The 26,414-nt window shown below is 43.4% G+C and carries 28 protein-coding genes; 17 read left to right on the plus strand and 11 right to left on the minus strand.

Annotated elements, in window-relative coordinates; all coding sequences use genetic code 11:
- Window positions 1-17: 17 nt before the first annotated feature.
- A complete protein-coding gene (locus tag Q1B03_RS18055) occupies window positions 18-1,619 on the minus strand; it encodes a sigma 54-interacting transcriptional regulator (RefSeq protein ID WP_299744698.1) in 1,602 nt (533 codons plus the stop codon).
- A gap of 163 nt (window positions 1,620-1,782) precedes the next feature.
- Here Q1B03_RS18055 and Q1B03_RS18060 point away from each other — a divergent pair, with 163 nt between their 5' ends.
- Window positions 1,783-2,718 (plus strand): NADP-dependent oxidoreductase, encoded by a 936-nt coding sequence (locus tag Q1B03_RS18060; protein WP_299744701.1) that lies wholly within the window; start codon window positions 1,783-1,785, stop codon window positions 2,716-2,718.
- Between the two features lie 43 nt (window positions 2,719-2,761).
- Here the strand turns inward: Q1B03_RS18060 and Q1B03_RS18065 are convergent, their stop codons facing one another.
- Together Q1B03_RS18065 and Q1B03_RS18070 are read right to left on the minus strand one after the other, a co-directional pair.
- Window positions 2,762-2,971 carry a DUF3951 domain-containing protein gene (locus tag Q1B03_RS18065; protein WP_299744704.1) on the minus strand — a complete coding sequence of 70 codons (210 nt, stop codon included), beginning with the start codon at window positions 2,969-2,971 and terminating at the stop codon, window positions 2,762-2,764.
- A 1-nt stretch (window position 2,972) separates the two neighbouring features.
- Complete coding sequence (locus tag Q1B03_RS18070) at window positions 2,973-3,950, minus strand: DUF4003 family protein (protein ID WP_299744707.1); 978 nt, start codon at window positions 3,948-3,950, stop codon at window positions 2,973-2,975.
- A 139-nt stretch (window positions 3,951-4,089) separates the two neighbouring features.
- Between Q1B03_RS18070 and Q1B03_RS18075 the strand changes: the two genes are divergently transcribed.
- Together Q1B03_RS18075 and Q1B03_RS18080 are read left to right on the plus strand one after the other, a co-directional pair.
- A complete protein-coding gene (locus Q1B03_RS18075; RefSeq protein WP_299744710.1) occupies window positions 4,090-4,299 on the plus strand; it encodes a helix-turn-helix transcriptional regulator in 210 nt (69 codons plus the stop codon).
- The gene (locus Q1B03_RS18080) at window positions 4,299-4,667 is read left to right on the plus strand and encodes a permease (RefSeq protein ID WP_299744713.1); all 369 of its coding nucleotides are present in this window, start codon (window positions 4,299-4,301) and stop codon (window positions 4,665-4,667) included. Before Q1B03_RS18075 ends, Q1B03_RS18080 begins: the two co-directional genes overlap by 1 nt.
- Window positions 4,668-4,721: 54 nt before the next feature.
- Here Q1B03_RS18080 and Q1B03_RS18085 read toward each other — a convergent pair whose 3' ends face one another.
- Together Q1B03_RS18085 and Q1B03_RS18090 are read right to left on the minus strand one after the other, a co-directional pair.
- Window positions 4,722-5,078, minus strand: coding sequence for a helix-turn-helix transcriptional regulator (locus Q1B03_RS18085; RefSeq protein WP_299744716.1), 357 nt, complete (start codon window positions 5,076-5,078; stop codon window positions 4,722-4,724).
- On the minus strand, window positions 5,079-5,504 hold the full coding sequence (locus tag Q1B03_RS18090) for an SRPBCC domain-containing protein (protein WP_299744719.1): 426 nt from the start codon (window positions 5,502-5,504) through the stop codon (window positions 5,079-5,081). It lies immediately after the preceding gene.
- Between the two features lie 381 nt (window positions 5,505-5,885).
- Here Q1B03_RS18090 and Q1B03_RS18095 point away from each other — a divergent pair, with 381 nt between their 5' ends.
- The 8 genes from Q1B03_RS18095 (at window position 5,886) to Q1B03_RS18130 (ending at window position 14,567) form a co-directional block, all read left to right on the plus strand.
- A complete protein-coding gene (locus Q1B03_RS18095) occupies window positions 5,886-6,743 on the plus strand; it encodes an AraC family transcriptional regulator (RefSeq protein ID WP_299744722.1) in 858 nt (285 codons plus the stop codon).
- A 426-nt stretch (window positions 6,744-7,169) separates the two neighbouring features.
- Entirely contained in the window at window positions 7,170-7,889 is a 720-nt protein-coding gene (locus tag Q1B03_RS18100; protein WP_299744725.1) for a FadR/GntR family transcriptional regulator, read from the plus strand.
- Window positions 7,890-8,114: 225 nt separating this feature from the next.
- Entirely contained in the window at window positions 8,115-9,890 is a 1,776-nt protein-coding gene (locus Q1B03_RS18105) for an L-lactate permease (protein ID WP_299744728.1), read from the plus strand.
- Between the two features lie 342 nt (window positions 9,891-10,232).
- Window positions 10,233-10,949 carry a (Fe-S)-binding protein gene (locus Q1B03_RS18110; protein ID WP_299744731.1) on the plus strand — a complete coding sequence of 239 codons (717 nt, stop codon included), beginning with the start codon at window positions 10,233-10,235 and terminating at the stop codon, window positions 10,947-10,949.
- Between the two features lie 16 nt (window positions 10,950-10,965).
- The gene (locus tag Q1B03_RS18115) at window positions 10,966-12,405 is read left to right on the plus strand and encodes a LutB/LldF family L-lactate oxidation iron-sulfur protein (RefSeq protein WP_299744734.1); all 1,440 of its coding nucleotides are present in this window, start codon (window positions 10,966-10,968) and stop codon (window positions 12,403-12,405) included.
- Window positions 12,392-13,096 (plus strand): lactate utilization protein C, encoded by a 705-nt coding sequence (locus tag Q1B03_RS18120; RefSeq protein ID WP_299744737.1) that lies wholly within the window; start codon window positions 12,392-12,394, stop codon window positions 13,094-13,096. Before Q1B03_RS18115 ends, Q1B03_RS18120 begins: the two co-directional genes overlap by 14 nt.
- A 227-nt stretch (window positions 13,097-13,323) precedes the next feature.
- Entirely contained in the window at window positions 13,324-14,100 is a 777-nt protein-coding gene (locus Q1B03_RS18125; RefSeq protein ID WP_299744740.1) for an SRPBCC domain-containing protein, read from the plus strand.
- A 32-nt stretch (window positions 14,101-14,132) separates the two neighbouring features.
- On the plus strand, window positions 14,133-14,567 hold the full coding sequence (locus Q1B03_RS18130; protein ID WP_299744743.1) for an SRPBCC family protein: 435 nt from the start codon (window positions 14,133-14,135) through the stop codon (window positions 14,565-14,567).
- A 146-nt stretch (window positions 14,568-14,713) separates the two neighbouring features.
- Here the strand turns inward: Q1B03_RS18130 and Q1B03_RS18135 are convergent, their stop codons facing one another.
- Window positions 14,714-16,249 (minus strand): multicopper oxidase family protein, encoded by a 1,536-nt coding sequence (locus Q1B03_RS18135; protein ID WP_299744746.1) that lies wholly within the window; start codon window positions 16,247-16,249, stop codon window positions 14,714-14,716.
- 211 nt (window positions 16,250-16,460) lie between these two features.
- Between Q1B03_RS18135 and Q1B03_RS18140 the strand changes: the two genes are divergently transcribed.
- Window positions 16,461-17,327 carry a DMT family transporter gene (locus Q1B03_RS18140; RefSeq protein ID WP_299744749.1) on the plus strand — a complete coding sequence of 289 codons (867 nt, stop codon included), beginning with the start codon at window positions 16,461-16,463 and terminating at the stop codon, window positions 17,325-17,327.
- A gap of 144 nt (window positions 17,328-17,471) precedes the next feature.
- Window positions 17,472-18,494 carry a hypothetical protein gene (locus tag Q1B03_RS18145; protein WP_299744752.1) on the plus strand — a complete coding sequence of 341 codons (1,023 nt, stop codon included), beginning with the start codon at window positions 17,472-17,474 and terminating at the stop codon, window positions 18,492-18,494.
- Between the two features lie 43 nt (window positions 18,495-18,537).
- Here Q1B03_RS18145 and Q1B03_RS18150 read toward each other — a convergent pair whose 3' ends face one another.
- From Q1B03_RS18150 to Q1B03_RS18165, 4 genes are all read right to left on the minus strand, one after another.
- Complete coding sequence (locus Q1B03_RS18150; protein WP_299744755.1) at window positions 18,538-19,191, minus strand: ABC transporter ATP-binding protein; 654 nt, start codon at window positions 19,189-19,191, stop codon at window positions 18,538-18,540.
- 1 nt (window position 19,192) lies between these two features.
- Complete coding sequence (locus tag Q1B03_RS18155) at window positions 19,193-20,230, minus strand: ABC transporter permease (RefSeq protein ID WP_299744758.1); 1,038 nt, start codon at window positions 20,228-20,230, stop codon at window positions 19,193-19,195.
- A gap of 72 nt (window positions 20,231-20,302) precedes the next feature.
- Complete coding sequence (locus tag Q1B03_RS18160; protein ID WP_299744761.1) at window positions 20,303-21,673, minus strand: cell wall metabolism sensor histidine kinase WalK; 1,371 nt, start codon at window positions 21,671-21,673, stop codon at window positions 20,303-20,305.
- 1 nt (window position 21,674) lies between these two features.
- Window positions 21,675-22,343 carry a response regulator transcription factor gene (locus Q1B03_RS18165; RefSeq protein ID WP_299744764.1) on the minus strand — a complete coding sequence of 223 codons (669 nt, stop codon included), beginning with the start codon at window positions 22,341-22,343 and terminating at the stop codon, window positions 21,675-21,677.
- Window positions 22,344-22,527: 184 nt separating this feature from the next.
- Between Q1B03_RS18165 and Q1B03_RS18170 the strand changes: the two genes are divergently transcribed.
- The 4 genes from Q1B03_RS18170 to Q1B03_RS18185 all read left to right on the plus strand — a co-directional run bounded on the left by Q1B03_RS18170 (window position 22,528) and on the right by Q1B03_RS18185 (window position 25,682).
- Window positions 22,528-23,214 carry a sigma factor-like helix-turn-helix DNA-binding protein gene (locus Q1B03_RS18170; RefSeq protein ID WP_299744767.1) on the plus strand — a complete coding sequence of 229 codons (687 nt, stop codon included), beginning with the start codon at window positions 22,528-22,530 and terminating at the stop codon, window positions 23,212-23,214.
- Between the two features lie 3 nt (window positions 23,215-23,217).
- Window positions 23,218-23,817, plus strand: a complete 600-nt coding sequence (clpP, locus tag Q1B03_RS18175) for an ATP-dependent Clp endopeptidase proteolytic subunit ClpP (protein WP_299744770.1) — start codon at window positions 23,218-23,220, stop codon at window positions 23,815-23,817.
- A 215-nt stretch (window positions 23,818-24,032) separates the two neighbouring features.
- On the plus strand, window positions 24,033-24,551 hold the full coding sequence (locus tag Q1B03_RS18180; protein WP_299744773.1) for a hypothetical protein: 519 nt from the start codon (window positions 24,033-24,035) through the stop codon (window positions 24,549-24,551).
- A 72-nt stretch (window positions 24,552-24,623) separates the two neighbouring features.
- A complete protein-coding gene (locus Q1B03_RS18185; protein ID WP_299744776.1) occupies window positions 24,624-25,682 on the plus strand; it encodes a C45 family peptidase in 1,059 nt (352 codons plus the stop codon).
- 48 nt (window positions 25,683-25,730) lie between these two features.
- On the opposite strand, the gene Q1B03_RS18190 is transcribed toward Q1B03_RS18185, so the two are convergent.
- A complete protein-coding gene (locus tag Q1B03_RS18190; protein WP_299744779.1) occupies window positions 25,731-26,408 on the minus strand; it encodes an NAD(P)H-dependent oxidoreductase in 678 nt (225 codons plus the stop codon).
- Window positions 26,409-26,414 lie beyond the last annotated feature (6 nt).

Raw genomic sequence — 26,414 nt, forward strand, 5'->3', positions numbered from 1 at the left:
CTTGATTCTAAAAGTAATCAAAGCTCCCATTTCTTCATTTTTTGGACGATCGTGGATTGACTGACTTCGAGGACTTCTGCTGCTTTTCTCGTTGTTTTATATTTTCGTATTGCATTAGTGATCAATTGTTTCTCTACTCGATCCACGGCCTCTTTTAAAGGAAGAATTTCTCCTTCATAAAATGCGTCTGGTTTCTTGATGGATTCACTTAATTCAGGTGGGAGATCTTCACGTCCGATTGTTTCTAAAGGAGTGATAACGACTAAGCGCTCAATCAAATTTTTTAATTCTCGAATATTACCAGGCCAATCGTATTCATGTAAACAATCCAATGCCTCAATGCTCATCACTTTGCTTGATCCATATTCATCATTGAAGCTTTGTAAAAAGTGTTGAGAAAGGGGAATGATTTCTTCGCGACGCTGACGCAGGGAAGGGATTTGAACTGGAACGACGTTTAAACGGTAATATAAGTCTTCGCGAAATTCCCCTATTTCCACTAAGTTCTTAATGTTTTTATGAGAAGCAGCGATGATTCGAACATTAATTTGTTTGAGTTTTGAAGAACCAATGGGAATGAATGCTTGATCTTCAATGACCTTTAATAGTTTTACTTGAAGCTCCAAAGGAAGATCACCGATTTCATCAAGGAATAACGTGCCATTATCCGCCACTTCCAGCAATCCTTTTTTTCCTTTAGATAAAGCACCGGTGAAAGCACCTGATTCATACCCGAATAATTCTGCCTCTATTAAACTTGGAGGGAAGGCTCCGCAGTTAAGCTCTAGAAAACTGCTGGTCGAACGATTCGAATGCTCGTGTATGTATTTTGCAATCATCGTTTTCCCAACACCGGTTTCCCCCTGCAAGAGGACTTTTACATCCGTTTTGGCTACTCGATTAATGGTGGTGAAAACCTTCTTCATCCTTTCACTGGAATAGATGGAAGACTTCTCTGCTTCATTAGAAAACGTAGCATTCGAACTTTGGCGGAGGTTCTTTAGTTCTTGCAGCTCATCAATTTGCAGTTTTAATTTTAACAGTTCGGTGATATCACGAACACTGTTTACAACGTATAAGATTTCATCGTCATCATTGAAAATCGGTGTACCGGACACGATGATTTTTCTTCCATTGTGAATGGACTGCATCAATGTAATCGGTCTTTTTTCTTTCAAGACCTGGATGGAGGCAGACTTGGATATATATCCAGCCTTAATGAGCTCTTCCATATGATAACCGATAAGTTGCTCGGATTTGAGGTCCGCTATTCTTTCATAGGATTTGTTTACCTTGACCGTAATACCATGTCCATCTGTAATGAAGACCCCATCATAAAGGGAATTGATTATATCATTGAAAACAGGACTTTCAAGTAGCTCACTATATTGATTTTTTTTCAACCTTATCTTTGGAGGAGAATGATGGAACATTATTTTCTTGAGAATTTCACCAATCGATTCCCCGAGATGACCATCATGAAAAATCGTATTCATATCATCAAGCGTAAGAATTCCGACAATCTCATTCTCATGATTCACAACCTCCAGAGCATCCACCCCAGATTCTGAAAATAATTCAATCGCACGATCCACCTCATCTGAAACTAGCAGCTTCATACAAAATCCTCTCCCATTCAACATGCTACTTCGTTAACTCTATTCTACACTAAAGTGATGAGGGACGGACCTTCACTTCCCATGAGCCTGACTAGAAAGGGTGTTTAAATCGTATCTCTCTGAGGGAACATAAACCATATGAAGATTTCAGGGAGGTATGCATATGAAAGCCATCATCATTGATCAATACGGAGACAAAGACGTATTACAAGAAAAAGAACTCGACCAACCAAGAATCGGAGACAATCAAATCTTATTGGAAAATCATGCAACATCCATTAATCCAATTGATTGGAAGGTACGGGCAGGATACTTGAAAGACATGCTCGACTTTGAATTTCCAATCATCCTTGGATGGGATGCAGCAGGTGTGATTGCAGAAAAAGGCAAGAATGTGAAGGGGTTTGAAGTCGGTGACAGAGTATTCGCCAGACCGGCAACGACAAGGCTGGGTACATATGCTGAGTATGTGGCAGTAGATGATAAACTCCTCGCCCAAATGCCTGACAGCATGAGCTTTGAAGAGGCTGCTGCCATTCCCCTTGCCGGATTAACGGCTTGGCAATGCTTAGTAGATTTTGGACAAATCAAAGAAGGGGATAAGGTGCTCATCCATGCGGGATCCGGTGGAGTAGGTAATTTCGCGATTCAGATTGCGAAAAGCTTCGGAGCACACGTCGCGACTACGGCAAGTAGCAAAAATGAAGAGTTCGTCAAATCATTGGGTGCTGATCAGTTCATCAATTATAAAGAAGAAGATTTCAGTGAGGTGCTGCAAGAGTTTGACTTAGTACTGGATTCCATGGGTGGGGAAGTCCAATCAAACAGCTATAAGGTGCTTAAAAAAAACGGAAAGCTCGTATCCATTGCACAGCCTCCATCTGAGGAAAAAGCGGCAAAGTACGGTGTGAAAGCCGAATTCTTGTGGCTCGATCCTAAGGGAGAGCAACTGGCCAAGCTTGCCGACCTGTACGAGTCCGGTCAATTGAAGCCTGTAATCGGAGAGACATTTGAGCTGAGTGAACAAGGATTAAAGGACGCCCACGCATTAAGCGAAACACATCACGCTCAAGGGAAAATCGTGATTAAAGTGAAATGAAAATGGAAGGGACGGACCTTGATGGAAGGTCCGTCCCTCTTTGCTACTTCTTCCCCTCACCATCATCTTCATCCTCCACGATCGTTTCCTGCTCCTCGTGAAATTCCACTTCCGTCTGTCCAGTCACTTGATCAAACGGTGTGTAAAAGAGGGTAACGCTTTTCTTTTTTACAAACACCTTATATAAGCCGATCCGCACCAATATGGTTAAGGCAGTTGGGAAACCTACAACCAAAAGATTGATCGGATCCATATCAGGAATCTCCGCCAGCGGTTGTCACGGATACAGCCGAAATGGTTGCAATCATCGTTGCTTGCTGCGCTTGTATGAGTGTTTCAATGGCAGTCGATAAACTCGCCTGCATCACTGTAGAGTTCGTAATCTTATCGCTGATCAAAAGGTTCACGGCCATCATTAAATTGATATCCTTGTGCCACTTGAAGTACTTATCAGAGTTAAGTTCTTCCCAGACATCCTTTACTTGATTCACTAAGCTAGAGTCGGCATTTACAAAAGATAGTAGAGCGATTTGAGGATAGAACATCGCCTTCGTCTTGATGCCTGCTTGCTTCATGGTATCAAACAAATGAATGCAGCGGCTGACAAGCTCATCTTGAGACGCTTCCTCGTGCAGGGAAAGAATGTGACTCATGCTTTGCAGATCATTCCCTTTTCTGAATCCTGCATCGTTCAATTTCGTATAGAAGCCTTCAATCGTATGGACCATCTCACTCTGATCACCTTCTCTTTGAGCAAGCAGAGTAGCGAAGGGATAATCACTATGTCCTGTTAAAAAGAAATGCTGGGCCCTCATTTCTTTATAAACCTTCATTGCACGATAGGACAAATCTGTACTGTAATCATCATTTGAAAGCAGGGTCATGGCAGCTATATAGGTGAACGTTCCTCTAGAAAATCCAGCTTCCACTAAAGAATCATATAAGGCAAGAAATTCATGGAACTTTACTTCTGGCGTTTCAAAACGTGTATCAAGCATCCCCGCAAAAGTAAATCGAATTTCATGCTTTAACGTCGAAAATGCACCGACTTCATTTTTAAGATAATCACTGACTTCTACAAAACGGTCCAGGTCAAATGCGCGTTCATTCGTTACGTACAATGAAGCGACCATCATTAAGGAACGGGAGTCCGATACCTTCCAGCGCAATTTCTTCTTTAATTGTGAATAGATATCCTTGTATTTCTTCACTTTACTCATTACATCTTCCATTCATTGCACATCCCTTATTTTGTTAGTTAGTAAGATATACGAGTGTATGGAAAAAAAGTTTCATGCAAACTATGTAAAGGAAACTTGACGTTAAGTTTCCTTTACACTATGATATGGAAATATAAGGAGGTATCCCTCTTTGAAAAATAAACTAGTAGAATACCGGAAGACGTTTGGATACTCACAGGAAAGATTGGCGGCTAAATTAGGGGTATCAAGGCAAACCATCATCTCGATTGAAAAAGGGAAGTATGACCCTTCTTTGAATCTGGCTTTTCAGCTGGCAAATGTATTCGAAGTGTCAATTGAAGAGATTTTTATTTATGAAGAGAAAGGGGGAAAGAAATAGTGCAAACAAAGGCATACCTGGTTTTAGGATGGGTTCTGGTCATACAGACTGCTTTCTTGTTCTTTGTCGGCATAACGGCAAAGGAATTTCCATATTTTGCTCTTACTCCCATGTCATTGACTGTTTTAAGTTTTTGTATGTATTATCTCTATCCACAGTTTAAACAAAAGGATGAGCGGATGAAGATGATCCGGGAAAAGGGGATCTATTATTCGTATTTTGCCATCTTGGTGTTTCACATCATTTTCATGACCATTCTGCAGTTTGACGTGATCCACCTAACAGCAATGAACCTATTAAATGTCCTGACCAGCCTCACCATCATGACCGTATTTATCTCCATGGTGATTGTGGCGAGAATCTACTAAAGTAAAGAGGGACGGACCTTGATTCCTAAGGTCCGTCCCTCATCATCATCATCATCAATCTTTTTCCTGATCCACTATTTTCAATGGAGATGCATCGTCACTCTCTTCCACTATATGTTTCAGCTTGGACAGCTTATTGGTCCAGAACTGCTCGTAATATGAGAGCCAGTCTTTTAACTCAGCTAGAGGCTCAGGTTGTAATCGATAGATTTTTTCCCTGCCCACTTTTTCACCATAGACCAATTCAGCTTCAGAAAGAATGGTGAGATGCTTGGCGATGGCTGTTCGACTGATTGGAAAATGAGAGGTCAGTGCTGAGATGGGCATCTCTTTTTCGGAAAGTAACCTTAGGACCTCCCTGCGAGTCGGGTCTGCGATCGCCTGGAATACATCATGTTTAGCTGCAGACACTTATCCTTCCACAACCTTCCTAAGCCTCTGATCCACAATGCCGACCCAGCCGTTGGCCATTCTGTCACGAATAACAGAGCTTTTTTCATGCGCTTTGGATACAACCGCATCATCATGCTTCCAGCCGCCATGGATAAGCGTAAATTCTGTTTGATCTCCTACCTCTTTTAAGAGAAAAGTAACCACCCACCCATCTGTATCCCATGAGAAGGACAACTTGTAAGGGGGATCTAGCTCCAATACCTTACAAGGAGAAGGTCCAAAAGGGGATTGAATATGAAATTCGTGACCGACTTCCGGTTTGAAATCATTGGGCATGAACCAAGAGGAAATACTGTCTGATGTGGAAACCGTGTTCCATACTTTTTGGATGGGAGCGTTGAATAAAACGGTTTGTTTAATATCTTCTAATTGATTTGATTTCATGAATGTCGCCTGCTTTCTTTGGTTGAAATAACACCAATTGGTTTTGTATTTATAATATAACACCTTTTGGTTTCGTGTCAATGGTGGTGTGATGAAAGAAGGAGAAAGGTGGGAGATTGTAGAAGTAGAGTTCTTGGCGTAATTGATTACGTCTTTGATTGGTAGTATTGGTGTAATAGGTGAATTTTATTTGATTTTCATCCGTTGATTTAGGTGGTGCATTTAACAGGCAAATAAACGACGATATTCACCTGTTGAAATTTGCAGGAAATTTAACAGGCAAATCATTTTGTGGCAAAGTACCGGTCACACAATAGCACAGAATGACAGGAGGACTTACCATCCGAATGGTACATTTAGATAGCAGGGAGGAGATAAGCAATGGAAATGCTTAATAGGATGAATGATTGCCTCCAGTATATCGAGGACAATCTTGATGGAGAAATCGAGACGGATGAATTGGCCCGGTTGTCACTCAGTTCAAAATTTCACTTTCAGAGGCTGTTTTCACTTGTGACAGGTTTTACCGTAGCCGATTACATCAGGAAGAGGAGACTCACATTAGCGGCTCAGGAACTGACTAATACGAATGCCAAAGTCATCGATGTTGCTCTTAAGTACGGATATGAGACACCAGAATCCTTCTCGAAAGCCTTTCGAAGGGCTCACGGAGTATCCCCATCCCAAGTGAGGGAATCAGGCACTCCCTTAAAAGCATTTCCACGCATCTCATTCCAAATCCAACTTAAAGGGGAAGTCGAAATGGATTACAAGATTGAGGAAAGAGAAGCATTTCAAGTGATTGGAAAAGGTAAAAGAGTTTCAACGTGTAACGGTGAGAATTTGAAAGACATTCCTGCATTTTGGAATGAAGTGAACACGACTGATTTAGATAGGAAGATTTGTGAAGCAGCTGGAAATAACGAGATGCTCGGGATTTGTATGGAGTTTGATCATCCAAATGAAGAGTTCACGTATTTTATCGGGGCTGTGAAGAAGACAGATAATAATCATACACTAGAGGTAAAAGAGATTCCCGCTGCCACATGGGCTGTCTTCGAATCAGTCGGGCCGATGCCACACGCGATCCAAATCGTCTGGAAGCGAATCTTCTCTGAATGGTTCCCTTCCACAGGGTATGAACATGCAGGCGGTCCCGAGTTTGAATTATACCCGCCGGGAAATCCGAATGACGAAAACTATCGTTGTGAGGTGTGGGTTCCGATTATGAAGAAATAATGGCAGATGGCCTCCAGTTCATGAATGGGGGCTTTTTTGTCATTCATCTGGACTTTTGATTGGGATACTCATCAATTCAGTTATGAAAAGTCCATTTTGATAGTGAAAGTCATATGATTTAAATCGCGGGGGAAGGTAAAAAGGGTTTTATTATCGACTTTAACGTGTTTATTATCGACTCTTGAGATATATTATCGACTTTGCCGATTTTATTATCGACTTTCGTCCATATATTATCGAGTTCGATTCTATTCAATTTGCCCATTACTGAAATATTTCCTCATCCCTCAACATTGGCTTCCTACTATTATTAACTCAGTAAAGTAAACCAGCTAACTCTTAAATAATAACTGCATTCCTTCAATATTGTCCCCCCACGCATAATACTATAGAATCATATATACATACATATTGGGGTGAAAACGATTGAATTATAAACGAATTAAACCGCGAAAAATATATGAAGAAGTGGCTGAGGTTTTGATCGATATGATTAAATCGGGTCAGTTGAAGTCAGGCGACAAGCTGGATTCCGTTCAGCAGTTGGCTGAGAATTTTCAAGTGGGCCGCTCGGCTGTCCGTGAAGCATTGAGCGCGTTGCGGGCGATGGGGTTAGTTGAAATGCATCAGGGTGAAGGTACATATGTAAGAGAATTCGATTCAAGCATGCTTTCTCTTCCCATATATATTGCAGCCTTAATGAAAAAAGATGACGTAAAACAATTGCTGGAAGTGCGGAGGATATTAGAGATAGGTGCTGTTGAAGCGGCTGCTTCGAGAAGAACCGACGAGCAGCTTAAAGAAATTAAAACGGCTTTAGATCAGATGCATTCAGCCAGTGATGAAGAACTGGGGGAAGAAGCAGACTTCCGTTTCCACATGGCGATTGCCAAGGCTTCACAAAATGAACTGTTGACGGGCCTCATGAACAATGTGTCGGAAATGATGGTCACCACCATGAGAGAAACGCGACGTCTCTGGCTATATTCAAAAAAGTCGACCTTGGATCGCTTATACCAGGAACACCAAAACATCTACGAAGCCATCGAAGCAAAAGACGGACAAAAAGCACAGCAACTCATGCTCCACCATCTACATAGCGTCGAAGAAGTCCTCATGAAATACTTCGAGGACATCCAAGAATAAGAGGGACGGACCTCCAAAAAAGACCAAACCTTGATTTAACAAGGATTGAGCTTTGATGAAGGTCCGTCCCTCTTGTTTTTTTATAAAATTACAAAAATAAGGTTGTGGTATGTAAGCGTTTTATTTATACTGTTACATATATTAGTCATCTGATGACCTGTTAACATGATTTGTTGGGGAGTTTGTGGGAGAAAATGAAATTCACTTTTAGAGGGGGAAGTTAGGATGAGTGTTGGTATGTTAGCTTTATTGGCGGCCATGCCTATTTTTTCGGTTTTCTTGTTTTTAGTTGTATTGAGATGGCCGGCAAAGAGAGCGATGCCTGTTTCGTTGATTGTGACCGTGCTGATGGCCATGTTTGTGTGGGAGGTGCCGGGGAATCAGATTGCAGCCGCAAGTGTGAAAGGGGTTGTAACCGCACTGGAAGTGGCAGTCATCGTATTCGGAGCGATTCTATTATTAAATACGTTAAAGGAAAGTGGAGCTGTTTTCACGATCCGCAAAGGATTCACGAGTATCTCACCTGACCGGCGCGTACAGACGATCATCGTTTGTTGGTTGTTCGGAGCTTTCCTGGAAGGAGCTGCAGGATGGGGAGCACCAGCGACGATCGTTGGTCCACTCCTCGTTGCGATCGGTTTTCCGGCCATGGGAGCCGTCATGGTCGCCTTAATCCTGCAATCGACTCCCGTTTCCTTTGGGGCAGTTGGGACTCCCATTCTGATCGGAGTGAATACAGGGTTAAAGGATTCACCATTGGTTCAGCGATACGTGGCAGAACAAGGAACGACCATGGATACCTACATAAATGGAATCGGCGGTCAGGTCGCCATCATTCATGGAATCATCGGAATCTTCATTCCCCTCTTTATGGTCACCATGCTTACGTACTTCTTCGGAAAAAATAAATCCATCAAAGAAGGATTGGCCGTTTGGAAGTTTGCTATATTTGCAGGATTGGCGTTTACGATTCCATATGCTCTTGTAGCAAATCTTCTTGGACCGGAATTTCCTTCCTTGATCGGTGGTCTAGTCGGCTTGGCCATCGTGGTGCCGGCGGCTAAAAAAGGATTATTCGTTCCAAAACGAACATGGGATTTTGACAAACCATCAAATTGGGACCCGGCGTGGAATGGTTCGCTGAAAATTGACGAAACAGAAAAACCCAAGAAAAACATTTCATTCCTTGCAGCTTGGATGCCATATCTCTTAGTAGCGGTCCTATTAGTTCTTACGAGGTTAAAATCGCTGCCTTTCACAGACTGGATCCAAGCTTGGGTTTTATCTGCAGACAATGTATTTGGTACGACGATCTCGGTTGCATCAAAACCATTGAACATACCGGGAACGATTTTTATCTTCGTTTCACTGATCAGCATTTTTATCTATAAAATGAATATGAAAGATTACGGACGCGCCGTAAAAGATTCCTTTAAAACCATCGTCAGTGCAATGGCAGCATTAATTTTCGCTGTACCAATGGTCCAGGTATTCATCAATTCAGGTGTCAATGCTGCGGAGTATGCAAGTATGCCACTGGTGTTAGCTGAAGGAATTTCCAATGTATTCGGAAGTTATTGGCCACTGGCAGCTCCTACGATCGGGGCCATAGGTGCCTTTGCTGCCGGAAGTAACACCGTGAGCAATATGATGTTTTCCCTTTTCCAGTTTGGAGTAGCGGATAATATCCTGGCAACGCCTGCCGTGATTGTTGCACTGCAAGCAGTGGGAGGGGCCGCAGGGAACATGATTTGCGTTCATAATGTCGTTGCTGCTTCATCTGCTGCAGGGTTAATCGGAAAAGAAGGAAATCTCATTAGAAAGACGCTCATTCCAATGGGTTTTTACGTCCTATTTGCCGGGGGGATTGGGTACGTCTTGATTAATGGAATCGGCTTTAACATTGGCACGTTCATCCTGGTTGGAATTGTAGTGATGATTGCCGGCCTTATCATAAATGGGCAAAAACAAAGCAAGAAAGACTTGAAACAAACAGCATAAGGAATGGTCATATAGCAAGCTCCCATTAATAGTGAGCTTGCTTTGTTTTTAGCTTTTGAAATGGGTGTATGTCCATATGCTGAAAAAATGGGAATAATCAGCAGGTGAATTCAACACAAAAATCAACAGTTAACATTCAATCAAATTTCAACAGTTGAACACAAATACCATTATCATTTAAAAGAGGAATGACAAACGTATGCATCGAACTTACTAAAAGATAATCCAAACCAAGTCATCTGATGACCTGTTGACTTAAAGTGATCTACGTTTTACACTAGTACTATTAGTGAACTAGCAGAGAATTCCAATGAATTTTTGCGGAAAGTAAAGGTGAGGTCTATGAAAGTATCATTATTTGTGACTTGTTTAATAGACATATTTCAGACCGATGTGGGAATGGATACGGTTGAATTACTTGAAAGGCTTGGGTGTGAGGTTGATTTTCCAGAAAAGCAGACCTGCTGCGGTCAGCCTGCTTATAACAGTGGATATGTAGCGAAGGCGAAGGAATCAATGAAGCATATGATTTCGGTTTTTGAGAACTCGGACTATGTGATTACTCCGTCCGGATCGTGCGGAACCATGTTTAAGGAGTATCCTCATCTTTTTAAAGGGGACCTTGAATGGGAGGGGCGTGCTCAAGAATTAGCGGATAAAACGTATGAGCTTACTCAATTTATCGTCGATGTGCTGGGAGTCGAGGATGTAGGTGCGAAGCTCGATGGGGTAGCCACCTATCATACTTCCTGTCATATGACGCGTCTGCTGGGGGTGAAGGAAGCCCCTATGAAACTCCTAAGTCATGTGGAAGGGTTAGAAATGAAACCGCTGCCACATCGTCATGATTGCTGTGGATTTGGTGGGACATTCTCGGTGAAAATGTCCCCGATTTCAGAGCAAATGGTAGATGAAAAGGTGCAGCATGTGGAAGAAACAAAAGCTGATATTTTAATAGGTGCGGATTGCGGATGCCTGATGAATATTGGTGGGCGCATTGAGAGGCAGGGCAAGCCGGTAAAGGTCATGCATATTGCTTCTGTATTGAATAGTCGATAAGAAAGGAGGAAGGCAAATGGCAATGAAAATAGGAAATCAATCCTTTAACGATCGCGTTTCAAGCGGGCTAGCCGACACGTTTATGAGGGGAGCCGTTTCCTCTGCTCAAGGGCGTTTCCGGGATGGCCGGTTAAACGCGGCCGAAGAATTGGGGAATTGGGAAGATTGGCGTAAGCTTGGGGAAGAAATTCGTTCCCATACCATTGAAAACCTTGATTACTATCTTGAGCAATTGAGTGAAAATGTAGCGGGACGCGGCGGCCATGTATTTTTTGCGGAAACTGCAGAAGAGGCCAACGAATATATTACAAATGTTGTGAAAAAAAAGGACGGTAAAAAAGTCGTTAAATCGAAGTCCATGGTGACAGAAGAAATCAATATGAATGAAGCCTTGGAAAAAGCGGGCTGCGAGGTTGTTGAGAGTGATCTGGGAGAATGGATACTTCAAGTCGATGATCACGATCCACCTTCTCATATCGTGACTCCTGCCCTTCATAAAAATAAGGAACAAATCCAGGAAGTATTTCGAAACAAACTCGGCTATGACAAGACAGAAAAACCGGAAGAACTGGCTTTATTTGCACGGGAAAAGTTAAGGGAAGAATTTCTTCAGGCTGATATCGGAATCACAGGATGTAATTTTGCCATTGCCGAATCAGGCACAATCTCTCTTGTGACCAATGAAGGGAATGCCCGTATGGTCACGACGGTGCCGAAAACGCAGATCACCGTAATGGGAATGGAGCGGATTGTCCCGACATGGGAAGAGATGGAGGTCCTCGTTAGCCTGCTGACCCGTGCCGCAGTCGGACAAAAGCTGACAAGCTATATCACCGCTCTGACGGGTCCTAAACAAGAAGGAGAAGTGGATGGTCCAGAAGAATTTCACCTTGTAATCGTCGACAATGGCCGTTCGAAAATCTTGGGTACCGCCTTCCAATCGATTCTACATTGTATTCGTTGTGCAGCCTGCATCAATGTGTGCCCTGTCTATCGACATGTTGGCGGCCACTCGTATGGATCGATTTATCCCGGGCCTGTGGGAGCTGTCTTGTCTCCGCTACTTGGTGGATATGAAGATTATAAAGAGCTGCCGTATGCATCCACATTATGCGGAGCTTGTACGGAAGCATGCCCGGTTAAAATTCCGCTTCACGAACATTTACTCCGTCATCGTCAGGAAATCGTTGAGAAGGAAGGAAAGGCCCCTATTTTTGAAAATCTATCCATGAAGGCCTTCAGTCTCGGAACGGCTTCACCAGCCATGTACAATATCGGGTCCAGATTCGCACCAACGACTTTTGCTGCTTTTACAAGAGACGGGAAGATTTCAAACGGACCGGGACCATTGAAAAACTGGACCGAATCCCGTGACTTTCCTGCACCGAAGAAAGATCGATTCAGAGATTGGTATAAAAAAAGACAGAAGGAGGGAAAAGCGGATGAGCATCGGTAATATTAAGAATCGTGATTCGTTTTTGAATAACCTGGCATCTCATCTGGGAAGAGAGCGCAAATCGCATGTTGACAAGCCTCAATGGAATCACAACCCCCAATGGGAAGTGTACAAAGATTACTCTCAGGATCAGCTCGTTGACGTATTAAAGAAGCAGTGCCAGATCATTCATACCGACGTACATGAAACCGTTGCATCTGAGTTATCCACGCTGATCCCCCACCTTATAAGGGATTACGGTGGGAAAACAGTTGTGACCTGGGATGACCCGCGATTTGCCGAGTTTGGTCTATCTGATTTTGGAGATGATGGGATGGATGTACGTGTATGGGATCGAAATGGCGGAGAAGAGAATCTTGCTTATTCAGCGACTGCTGATATCGGTATTACCTTTAGCGATGCCACACTTGCCGAGTCGGGGACGGTTGTCTTATATAGTGATGATGGTAAGGGACGTGCAGTCAGCTTGCTCCCTGCTGTCTACATCGCCATCATCCCCAAAAGTACGATCGTCCCAAGGATGACCCAAGTGGCCAGAGACATTCACAATAAAATCGAAAGCGGTGAACGTGTCGCATCCTGCGTGAACTTTATATCAGGTCCAAGCAACAGCGCGGATATTGAAATGAATTTGATTGTGGGTGTGCATGGTCCTGTTAAGGCTACGTATATAATTGTGGATGATCGATGAAAAATCCTGGACCTGATTACTGGTTTATGTACCAGTGATCAGGTTTTTTTATTAGAAAAGGGGAGGGGAACTTCTCCATCATTCACTCAATTTAGGCCAACCCACACCATACCAATATCTCCTCTTCAACACGTGATTGACTCATTATATTCATCATGTTACTATAAAGTCACATATTATAGGTGACCAATCATTCACATGTAAAACACAATGAAAGGATCGTTAATATGAAGGACGAACTTTCCACATTATTTAAGGCGCTGGGGCACCCGATAAGAAGGGAAATCCTGGACCTGTTAAAGCAGTCGGCAAGAACAACCGGTGAACTGAATGAGCATTTTCCCGAGGTGACAAGATATGCGATCATGAAACATTTGACGATCTTGGAGGAAGGGAATTTGGTGGTGGTGAAGCGGGAAGGGAAGTACCGACGAAATTACCTTAACGCGGTTCCGCTTCAGGAAATGCACAATCGGTGGGTAGGAAAGTATATGGAGTCTACCGCCAATTCGCTGTTAAAGTTACAGGCATTGGCAGAAAACAAAGGGGGAGAAGAAGGAATGGAAAGAAGTAAAGTATTTCGTATTGAGCAAGAAGTGATGATAGATGCACCAAGGGAACAGGTATTTAAAGCGTTAACCGAGCAAGCGGGGGATTGGTGGGAGTTTAAATTGGCTCCTGAGGGAGTAAGTTCACAATTCACATTTGATCCTGTACCTGGTGGGCAATTTATTGAGAAGTGGCGTGAAAACGAGGGGGCGCTTTGGGGAACGGTGTATTACGTTAATGCTCCTGAGGAAATCCGTCTCCATGGCCACCTTGGTATGCAAGGTGCCGTAAACAGTGCATACACATACCGCTTGATTGAAAAAGGCGATTCCACGCTTCTTCAGCTATCCCATACTGCATCAGGAGTCATTGAAGACGATTGGCAGGAAAAGCATTCAGAAGGGTGGAGTTACCTACTGGGTACCCTGCTGAAAAAATATGTGGAAGAGAAATAAAAATACGAAAAAGTTCATAAAAGGTGATAAAAATGGTAGATGTACTGACAGAAATAACCATTCGCTGCCCGCTTCATAAGGTTTCGGAGTATGCTGCCGATCCAGATAATGCACCAGAATGGTACGTAAATATTGATTCGGCAGAATGGTTGACGGAAAAGCCTTTATCCATTGACTCTCAAGTTGCATTTAAAGCAAAATTCTTAGGGAAGGAACTCTCTTACGTTTATGAAATTACGGAGTTTATCCCGGGTGAGAAGCTTGTAATGAAAACCGCAAACGGACCGTTTCCAATGGAAACCACCTATACATGGGAGGCACTTGATGAACAAGTGACAAGGATGACTCTCCGAAATCAAGGAAAGCCCACCGGTTTTTCTAAATGGGTGGCGCCTTTTATGTCTACCATGATGAAAAAAGCGAACAAAAAGGATTTAAAAAGAATCAAAGACATTTTGGAGAGCTAAAAGGAAGAAGGCTGTTTTCTTTTGAAACTAAAGAATTCAGCCTTCCTTTTTCTTGTGGAATGGTGAGCAAGAAAAATCTGGTGTGTGTCCCCTGTCTGCCTAAAAAGAGAAGTATGCTCCTGAAAAGGGGCGGACTGTATTCATGTTCATTTGATCACCACATAAGGCCTCATCATTTCATAATCCTCATGCTCTAAAATATGACAATGCCAGACATATAACCCTGTATAAGGACCGAATGGCACAATAATCCGTGTCATTTCCCCTGGGTTTGCACAAACCGTATCTTTCAAGCCCTGCTCATTGGTCTCGGGTTTGATACGAGGTCCAATGGGTACAACACTCCCTCCCGTTTGATAGATCTCCTTATCGAATTTCTGTCGGTCGAGGACTTGAAACCTGACCAAATGCAAGTGGATGGGGTGGGATTCTTCTGTTACGTTGATGAAATTCCATATCTCAATACTCCAAAGATGGGGCATTTCTGTAATTGGATCCGACCATAATTGATTATTTAAAAGGTGAATTTCCCGCTTGTATTGATCATTACTCATGTTCAACAGAAGATTTCTGGTTTGATAAGCATTGCTCTCTTTCAACCTTGGTACAGCATTTAATGTTGATGGAATCTTGCTCGTATCTGTCCCTACGAGTGGTTTGTTCACACGGAACTGCATCAGGACTCCCGTCGTATCAGGATCAGGAAGATCACCCGTTGGAAAAGGTGCCGGCGCATCGTTTTGGATGGTTATGACTTGCCCTCTCATGGAAGAAAAGTCCAGGATGACATCCGCTCGTTCAGCTGGAGCGAGTAAAATCTTCCGGACGTTAACAGGTGCAGGGAGGAGACCTTGATCGGAACCGATTTGGATAAACGGATGATCGTTAGAGAGTGAGAGTTGATACGTCCGGGAATTAGAAGCATTGATTATCCGAAAGCGATAGCGGCGTGGTTGGACTTCTAAGTATGGCCATACCATCCCGTTAATCAGGATCGTGTCTCCAAATAAATTAGAGCGGATGGAGGGATTGACGTAAGTATTGGGAGGATCAGGCTGTGAAGGATAGTAGAGTGATCCATCTTTATTGAAGGAACGATCCATGATCACCAAGGGAATATCGTATGGAACTTGGGGTAAGGACAAAGACCTTTCCTTTTCGTCATGGATGATATAAGCACCTGCGAGTCCGGCATATATATTCAGGCGGGTGATCCCTACTGCATGGTCATGGTACCAAAGAGTAGTGGCTGGCTGTTGATTGGGGTACGTGTAGACTTTCACTGCAAAGAAAGGACCGACCTCTTTAAAGTCCTTTGTAAACCAGGCATCTGGGTAACCGTCGCTCGTATCAGGGGTAGCGCCACCATGAAGATGAACCACGGTACGGACCTCCGGGTTATCCTTTTCCGCCCCGTGAACAGTTGTATCGATGGGGAGGAAATGCTCCTCTGGAAGTTCATTTTTCCATAGTACCCGCACAGTTTGATTGCGTTTCGCTCTAAAGGTAGGACCTGGGAATTGTCCGTTGTAACCCCATATTTTAGTAGGAGGGAGATCCCGGTGAAGCTTTTGCATTCCCTCCTTCATGGTCACTTCGTAATAAAGGGAATCCTTGTGCGAAGAGGTGGGATGGATCGTTCCCATGACAGGCAGCTGGTCGACGAATTTCTCAAGCATCATAATCCTCCTTTATATGGAACCATTTATTGATATGTATTTCGGTCGTTTTTGAAATATCCTCTTTCCCTATAAAAAAGGTAGAATACACTATTCCCATTGGAGGGTAGCGTTTTTTGTCGGGCTCCTTTACTTCAGTTTAAATTCTCCATAAATCATCATAAATTTGTTACACTATCTAAGTTGCTAAATCGTTCAATCATTGGAGGAAGTCATGTCAAATCGAAATAAAGGAATACTCCTATTACTTCTATCAGCGTTTGGTTTCTCCCTGATGGCTGCATTCGTGAAGCTGTCAGGAGATGTGCCGACGATCCAAAAAACTTTTTTCAGGAACATCGTTTCTGCATTCATCGCATTCGGTTTTGTCCGCTATCATAAGGAGCGATTATTCGGTAAGAAAGAAAATCAGAAGCTGCTGTTGCTGCGCTCCAGTTTAGGGGCTGTCGGGATCGTCCTGTTCTTCTATGCGATTGATCATCTGGTGTTATCCGATGCCGATATGTTGAATAAGCTCAGTCCGTTCCTGACCATCATTTTCTCGGCTATTTTCTTGAGGGAAAGGACACGTGTTTTCCAGGTAGTGGCGATCATCATTGCGTTTATCGGTACCTTGTTTATCATCAAACCTGCGTTCTCCTTTGATGTTATTCCATATTTGGCTGGAGTGTTTTCTGCTATTTTCGCAGCAGGGGCATACACGGTCCTTCGTGTGTTGGGAAGCAGAGAGAAATTTTATACGGTAGTCTTTTACTTTTCATTTTTTACGACTGTCGTACTTATTCCGTTCGTGATCGCTTTTTATGAACCGATGAGCGCTCAGCAATGGATTTATCTATTATCCGCCGGCGTTTTCGCGACAGTGGGTCAGTTCGGAATCACGATGGCTTACAAGTTTGCACCTGCAAGGGAAATATCAATCTTTTTCTATTCAACCGTCGTGTATTCCGCCATGATCAGCATCTTCTTATTCGGGCAGATTCCTGACGTATTAAGCATCATCGGATACGTCATCATCTTTGCTGCTTCGTTATATATGTTTTTGAAAAATAATCAAGCAGGTAAAAAATCAGAAGCATGATTCCTTTCCTCATCCCTTTACCGGATGGGGATTTTTTTGTTAAGGAAAGAGAAAATGACAGCTTTTTGAAAATCAGTATTTCCAAAAAAGCTGAAAGAGCTATAATGTAAGTATATGGAATTAATTGCGGAGAGGGGAGTTTTCATGGTCCTGCGCGAAACAAAATCAGCCAAGTGGGCAATCGCCCTGTTAGGTGTCGTTCTCCTTAGTAATCTTTTATTGTATCAATCAGTGGTTCAACGATTTCTATCGATAGAATTGGAGAGGGGAGTAGTCATAGGATCTCTACTGGATTTGATGATTATTTCCCCGGCCCTGGCCTATGCCGCATTCAAACTGTCGAAGAAACAAGTCGTTGGATTGATGGTATTCGGCCTTGTGTTAGCCAGATTCATCATTCCTGAAGAATTATTTGAACCGTTCACTATCCTTCTCTATTCCGGGATCGGTTTAGAAGTATTATTCCTGGCAGCAGAGGTTGGGCTTATCTTCCTTGCTGTACGAAAATTCCCCGAAATTCGATCTGCCATGAGATCATCAGGAGTAGGACCGATCTTTTCTTTGCTGCCGGCAGTAGAGAAAAAAGTGACCGGTCACATTCTGATCCGGATCCTTTCCTCAGAGGTGTTAATGGTTTACTATGCTCTATTGTGCTGGCGCAGCAAACCTCCTGTCCATGCCGGTGCAGTAACGATGCATCATAAGACCAGTGCCGTTGCCATGAACATCATGCTCATCCATGCCGTCGTGATCGAGACGATCGGTATCCACTGGTGGCTTCATTCCAAGCTTCCGATTCTGTCTTTCATTCTCTTGATTCTGAACGTTTATACCGTTCTATTGTTTATAGCTGAAATTCAGATTACCAGGCTGCATCCACTGGAAGTGAAAAATGGTCATCTTTATGTGACGCAAGGGTTGATGCAACGAATAGGCTTACCTCTTAATCAAATTGAACAAATCGAATGGGGGAGGAAACCTGGCAAAGAAGCACTCGTTTTCATGCATAAAGACTTTGAAGAGATTCATCCACAAGTCGTTCTATCTTTGAAAGAACCAGTGGAAGCAACGATGTTTATGGGGAGAAAGCAAAGAGTCTCTGAAATTGCTCTAAGGGTGGATGAGCCGGAGAGGTTGAAGGAATTGTTGGAGGTAAGGAATTCATGAAAAAAGTGCCTGACTTTTAATAAAGTCAGGCACTCAGCATCGATCACTTCATCCGATACACCCAATCACAATGCCCGATCATCGTTTCATCATGTGTCACCATGATGGTGGCGATATTTCTTTCCTTTGTTTCCTTGGCGAGAAGCTCCACGACGGACTTGCCGCGAGCTTGATCCAGGCTTGCAGTAGGTTCATCTGCGAGGATCAATCTTGGTTCGTTCATGAGGGCACGGGCGATGGCAACCCGCTGCTGCTCCCCGCCTGACAGCTGTTCAGGATAATGGGACCTGCGATCAGCCAATCCGAGGTGGGATAATAATTCCCCTGCCCGTTTCCGGAGTCTGTCCCCCTGTTTATTCAGCTTTCCTACAAACACTAATTGCTCTTCCACCGTTAAAAAAGGAACCAGGTTTGATTGTTGAAAGATAAAGCCGATCTCTTTGAGGCGAAGGGATGTTTGTTCTTTCTCGTTTAGATTGTGGACGTTTCGCCCGTTCATTTTCACTTCACCACTCGACGGACTGGTTAAGGCTCCTATGATGGAGAGAAGCGTACTTTTTCCCGATCCGGAAGGTCCTAATATGGCACCGAACTCACCTGGATTTACCCTCATGGATACATGGTCCAATACCTTCAGCTTCTCATTTCCCTGTTCATATGTTTTGCTCACATCATGTAACTCTAAAATGGCTGTCATCTTATTTCACACTCCCGATTGCTTGTAATGGATCCACAGTCACAATGCTTCTAAAGGATAAAAGGGAACCGATCCACGCCATCAATAGAATTAATGCACTGTTGAATAGGATCATGGTGACCGATAATTCAAAAGGTACGTCTGCCGGAATCACTAATGTAAGTCCGAAGGTAACGACATTCCCTGCAACGATGCCTGCGATGGTAAGGGTGGAAATTTGCGCGAATAGTGCACCGAGAAGAATGCCCGCTTTCGTCCCGATCGCTTTTAAAACACCGTATTGGTGAAGTTTTTGCAGGGTCATGACATAGAAGAAGGTGGCTAATACAATCGCTGATATGATGAGCAGAAAGATCACCATCATATTCAGTGAGCCTTGCTCTGCAGAATAGCCAGGCACATTAGATAGAATCTCTTCTTTAGACACGGTATCCATTTTTGAAGGCGTGTCTATCATTCCTTCATTCGTAAATAGAATCGCTTGGTATGTGAGCGAATCGCCATAAAGATCCTCCCATGTTTCTAAAGATGTAAAAACGGCCGGCGTGTGGCCGTAGCTGAATCGTTTTTTAGTAAATCCCTTGATCACCCACTTTTTGTCGTCGTAGGTGAAAGAATCCCCAATCTCCAACCCTTCTTTCTTCAGGCCAGGATCAGCAAGAACTTCATAGGGAGCAAGCTTCGGGTGCTCTGCCGTCGTTGGCATAAAAGTACTGTCGGGGTCAGCGGCAAATAGGCTTACATTTACCGTCTTGCCCCCCTGATCGATCTCTACCATTTTCAAACCAAGAGGAGATCCTCCTTTTATAGAAGCAATCTCTTGTTCTGTTATCTGTGATCGTTCAAGCTGATGCTTGTCACCAGCTTCCACCACATACGTGTCAGCAGGCATATTCTTTATAGCCGAAGCGTTATCCACCGATAATCCATTGGCAAGTCCTGATATCGATAGTACCAGGCTCGTGATTAATGTGATAATGCCTATAATTAATAAAAACTTTACCTTCCCATAGCGCATTTCTTTCCATGCTAGAAACAAAAAAATCACCTTCCCTTTCATTACTTCTCACTAATGATAAAAGAGAAGTATGAACGGAAGATGAACAACGGATTAAGGAAGAGTCACCGTAAAGGTGGTTCCTTTATTGGTCCTGCTCTCAACATGGATTTCACCATGGTGCAGGGTGATGATCTTTTTGACAATGGAAAGGCCAAGGCCGCTGCTATCCTTTTCTTTACTTCGTGAGTAATCTGCTTTGTAAAAACGTTCAAATATCTTTCCCTGGTGTTCAGGAGGAATGCCGATTCCGCTGTCTTCAATAATAAACCTGAACCCCTGGTGATGTTTGTGAAGGAACAGGTTGATTTCGCCCCCTCGGGGTGTGTATTTGATGCTATTTGCCAACAGGTTCTCAAATACCTGATAGAGCAGCTCTCCGTGACCGTTATAAGTCACATCATCGGCTTGGATGGACACAGCGAGGTCTTTTCTTTCCCACAGCCATCGTGTTTGTTTCATGAGATCATGGAGCAATTGAGTCATGTTAGTGGGTTCATGTTGAATCGATCCATTATCCTTATCGAGAGAAGCGAGGGTCAGCAGCTGCTTACTCAGCTTCGACAGCCTGGTGCTTTCTGATTCAATCACTTTTAAGTAATGGTCCCGATCCTCTTCTGACAAGGAAGGAGAGAGAAGCAGATTGGCATAGCCCTTCATGGAGGACAGGGGCGTCTGGATTTCATGCGAAACATTTGAAACGAACTCCTGTCGCATATTCTCCACCTGCATCAGCTGCCGGCTCATGGTTGTAAAGGAGCGGGCTAAGGTACCGATTTCGTCCTTGCGGCTTTCATTCAATCGAATCGAATACTCACCGCCGGCAATTTTCTTCGTGGCATTCGTCAATTCACGAATCGGTTTCACAAGATAGCGGGTACTGAAGAACACGATCAGCATGCTGAGAAGTATCGTAAAAAGAAGCAGGACAGATAAAAGAATATGAATTTCATTAAACTGTTGTTTCACATTGGGTCTCATGAACAGGGCATGGGGTTTTCCATCAATTTCAATGGGAACACCAATGCTGTTGGTTAATTCATTTGAGAAAAATCCGGTCACAAATGTGGTAGATGGATAATTCGCAATTCCATGGTAAGTGGATCCGTTCACAACACTTTCTACAATTTCCTGAGAAAGGCTTTGATCACGGAAGTCCTCTCCGTAGAATGTTCCGGGAGCTTTACCATCTGTTACATAAAATTGATAGCTGAGCTTCGCCGTTTTTTGAAAAAAACCAGGAGCATCCATTGAAGCTGCATTAAATAGATCAACGATGTCTTTCGCGATTTCAGTGTTTTTTTCATCATTGGCTGGCTTTAAAATATGTTGATAGTAAAGATTCGAACCGATGAAAGCAATGACACTGCTCGTCAACATGATAAGAAGGGTGACGACAACAATCCGGACATACAGCGAGCGCATTTTAGGTCACCTCCAATTTATAGCCAATTCCACGGACAGTAGTGATCAAGAAATCATCGGAATGACGGAAACGTTCACGAAGCCTTTTAATATGGACATCAATCGTTCGGTCATCCCCTTCAAAGTCCATTCCCCATACATGTTGAATGATTTCTTCCCGTGAAAAGGTTCTGTTAGGGAAGCTCGCTAAATAATATAATAATTCAAATTCTTTAAGTGGAAGAATGATTGTTTTTGCTCCGTCCTTCACTTCGTACGATCGTTTATCAAGAATCATTTCATTGAGACGAATTTTCTGGGGAGCGGCACGGTGAAATCTCCTCAGGATCGCTTGTACTCGAAAGAGAAGCTCTTCCTTTTCAAAGGGCTTTACCATATAATCATCGGTTCCGGCTTCATAGCCTTTCGCTTTATCGGTAAGACTGTTCTTAGCGGTTAAAATAATAATCGGAATATCGTAGGTTTCCCTGATTTCCTTCGCCAATTGAAACCCATCCTTATTTGGCATCATCAAATCGACAATCGCCAAATCGATCGACTGTGCTTCAAGAATGACAGAAGCTGCGTCCCCGTCTTGTGCTTCAGTAACCAAATAGCCATTCTGCTCTAAATGAACACGTATAAGCTTACGTAAATGGGGATCGTCATCTACGACAAGTATTGAAATCATCACTAATCCTCTTTTCCGTCACCTGTTTTTATGAATCAACTTTAGCATAACTCACGCTGCTTACACCAATTAATGACCCATTCCAGTACTGTTGGATATAATATAAATAAAAATATCTTTCACCCATATCTTTTTAACCAATTCATCCGTTATAAGTATGAGAGGATTCAAAGGAGTGAGGACGATGCAAACGAGATCTGGCTTAAAAAAGAATGAAGGACAGCCAAATGATGAAGTCATGGAAGAGCTTGTTCCCAAGCTCTATCGATACTGCTATTTTCTGACGAAGAGCAAATGGGACGGTGAGGACTTGGCTCAAGAGTCCATATGTAAGGCACTGAGTCATTATCCTGCTCAACAGTGGAAATCATCTTTACTTAATAAAATCGCTTATCATCTATGGGTGGATAAAGTTCGGAAACAGAGTAAGGAAGCGATTGGCGGAGTCCCGGAAGTGAAGGCTGAAGACATTCCAAATGAGGGGATCAGTCTTGAAACCCTGGAGAAGCTTTCAAGAAAGATGACACCCAAACAGTTAGTCACTTTTGTTTTGAAAGAGGCGTTTCAATTCAAGATTTCTGAAGTGGCAGAAGTTCTGGGGATGACGGAAACCGCTGTGAAAGCCTTGCTGAATCGATCGAGGGAAAAGCTGAAAAAATTCTCCGATGATGGAGACGGGTGCGGCGTTCAAACCTACTGGAATGAAGCGCTTCAGAAGGAGTTGAACGCGATTTTATACCGCAGCCTAATGGCCCAGGATCCCAGTCTTCTTTTGGCATACATTCCAATCCTCCTTGCACATGCTCCCGCCCAAGGCCGATTTGTACGAACGTCTGGCTCTCCTTCAAGCGTCCTCTCACTAGCTGCATAACGAATGAAGGAGGAAGTAAGGATGAATACCATACCTTATGTCATTGAACAGTCAAGCAAAGGGGAACGATCCTACGATATTTATTCACGATTGTTAAAAGACCGGATCATCATGGTGAGTGATGAAGTGAATGACCAGATGGCCAACAGCATTGTCGCCCAATTGTTATTCCTTGCTGCAGACGATCCGGAGAAAGACATTTCCTTATATATCAATAGCCCTGGTGGCTCCACTTCAGCGGGGTTCGCCATCTTTGATACGATGAACTATATAAGTCCTGATGTTCGAACGATCTGCACCGGAATGGCGGCTTCTTTTGGCGCGATGCTGCTGCTTGCAGGGACAAAGGGAAAAAGGTTTGCCTTACCAAACAGTGAAATCATGATTCATCAGCCATTAGGTGGTGCCCGTGGGCAGGCTACAGACCTGGAGATTTCAGCGAAGCGGATTCTGAAGCTAAGACAGCACATCAACGAAATCATTTCTGAAAAAACAGGCCAGCCCGTTGAAAAGGTTGCCCTTGATACCGACCGTGATTATTTCATGAGTGCATATGACGCGAAGGAATATGGGATTATCGATGAAATTATAGAGAAGAAATGATGGAAAGGAAGGGACGGTCGTTGGGGCCGTTCCTTTTTTATGTCATTCATTTGCTGATAATGGAGAGGAATTCAGCAGCTGAACGAAGGGGAAGGGTGTACCAGGCACAGAACGTGGGATTTGTACCTGGTACATTTCTCACGATACGCCATAACTCAAGAAGGGTATGGTAAAATAAACCATGATATTTTATGTGTATGAGGGAGGAATCGCAGGTGACATTGGTTATACTTTTGGGGCTTATCGGGGTTTTTATTTTCATGAGAACGCCAAGTGAGAAAGCCTATTCATTTAAGTGGATTGATTCCTTGAATACGTATGAGTGGTTTCAAAATCCTTGGGCAGTCGGATGTTTTTTATTTGGGATGAATCTGGTTTTATTTGGTACAACAGGACTGATATTGTATGGTCTTACCTTGATGATGATTCCATACCTTCACCTTGTTATCATGTTGGCTGCTGTTGTGGTGAGTATCCTGGTGTGGAGTTCAATTGGAAGTGCGAAAGAGTGGGAGAAAGGTGAGAGACTGAAGGCAGGTATGGTGGGAAGCAGTTTCTATTTGCTTCTCTTTTTGTTCATCCTGTATCAATGGGTCACTTATGTACCTCAGTATCCAGGTGAGGACGGGGTTATGACCTCTGTAGGATTCTTTCTTGGGCTATTGGTATCGGGGGTGGCGTTTGTCATATGCTTTGTGATAATGGTTTTTCTTCCCGTTGATAGGCGTGTGTAGCAGGATTCCTTTCTTTTTCTCATCCATTCTATTATCCTTATAGAATACATTCTGACAAAAAGAGGTTTTAGCATGAAAACAATACATAGCGATGTGATTCAATTTCGTGGATCTCATTACGATTTTGGTTATATGCAAGGGTCTAGGATAAAGGATTCGGTCACGGTGAGAAATCGCGAGAATCAATGGAAGGTACGAAAACAGCGCTTTTCCATCGGCATCCGGGAAACAAAGGGAGCGATCAAAAGATTTGCCCCTGGCATCTGGGATGAACTTCTTGGATTACAAGAGGCGCTCGAGTGGCCGTTGGAAAGAGTACTGAAGGAGTTTGGCGGATATCGTGTTGAGTATGTGAAGTCCGGCTGCTCGATTATGACGGGCAAAAATTATTTGATCCGAAATTATGATTATCATCCGAAGACGTATGAGGGAAGGTATACCTTTTACAAGCCGACGGATGGAGGGTATAGTATCATCGGACCGAGTCAGCGGGTGACGGGACGGATGGACGGTATGAATGAGAAAGGATTGGCCATTGGATATAACTTCATGCATCGGAAAAACCCAGGGGATGGCTTCATTTGCTGTATGATTGGACGTTTGATTCTGGAATCATGCGGAGATGTATCGGAAGCTGTTGAGATGCTGAAAGAAATTCCTCACCGGCACTCTTTTAGTTATGTGGTGTATGACAGAAGCGGTGAAACCTTTATCATTGAGACTTCCCCTCGTGGCGTGGAGATTCGGCAGTCGAATGCGTGTACGAATCATTTTGAGGTGATGACTCATGAAAATCGAAATCATCTGGTCGATTCGAAACGCCGATTGAGTATCATTCAAAATAAGCAGGCAACAGATGCCCATGAAGCATTCCGCTTAATGAATGATACTGATAAAGGCGTTTTCTCCGATTTATACGGAAGCTGGGCTGGCACCATCCATACATCTGCTTATTTTCCTAGTGAGATGAAGGCTTGGTTTGCCCTGGGTGGGGACCGGGAACCAGTTGTCTTTGATTTTGCCAAGTGGCTTGAAGGGGAAGATGTTGTCCTTGAAAAGATCATGGGTGAGGTGGATACGGATATTCCCTTTGTGCACATGGATGAAGGAGCCGATTGGTTTAAACAGTAGAATTTCATAAAAAATGCCCCCGGTCCTGTAACCGGGGGCATATTAAGATTAAACGAACTTCACGACATCTTCATATGGTCGACGCGTTTTCGGTACTGGATCCTTTACCCGGTATCCGAATGCCACCATGACGGAAATGCTGAAACGACCATCTTCCAATAACCCTTCTTCATCTAAAAGCGTATTCAACTTTTCAATGTCAAAGCCTTCGATCGGACACGAGTCGACCCCGATTTGAGCGGCTGCCGTCATCATATTTCCAAGGGCTAAATAGGTTTGCTTTCCGGCCCAGTCGTATAGGGGACGATCGCCTTCAAGTAAATCGAAATCAACCTTCTGGAATTGCTCGATCTTTTCTAAGTATTTTGCCATATGATCTTCAGGCAAGTGTTTCACGTTTTTAAAATGATCTTGTAAGTATTGTGAATCGTATTTCGTATCTTTTTTCGTTCTGGCCAGGATCACGACGAAATGACTGGCTTCAGGCAGCTTTCCGTACGCTCCCCAAGCCGTATTCTTGATCTTTTCTCTCAGTTCAGGATTTTGAATCACGACGAATCTCCAAGGTTCGAATCCAAACGAGCTTGGTGACAGACGGCCGGTTTCCATGATGAACCTGAAATCGTCATCGGACACTTTCTTGTTTGGGTCGAATTCCTTTGTTGCATGTCTAAAATGGTAGGCATCTAAAATGTCTTGCTTTACTTGTTCTTTATTATCAGCCATTAAACA

Source organism: uncultured Rossellomorea sp., assembly GCF_947488365.1.
GTDB lineage: Bacteria > Bacillota > Bacilli > Bacillales > Bacillaceae_B > Rossellomorea.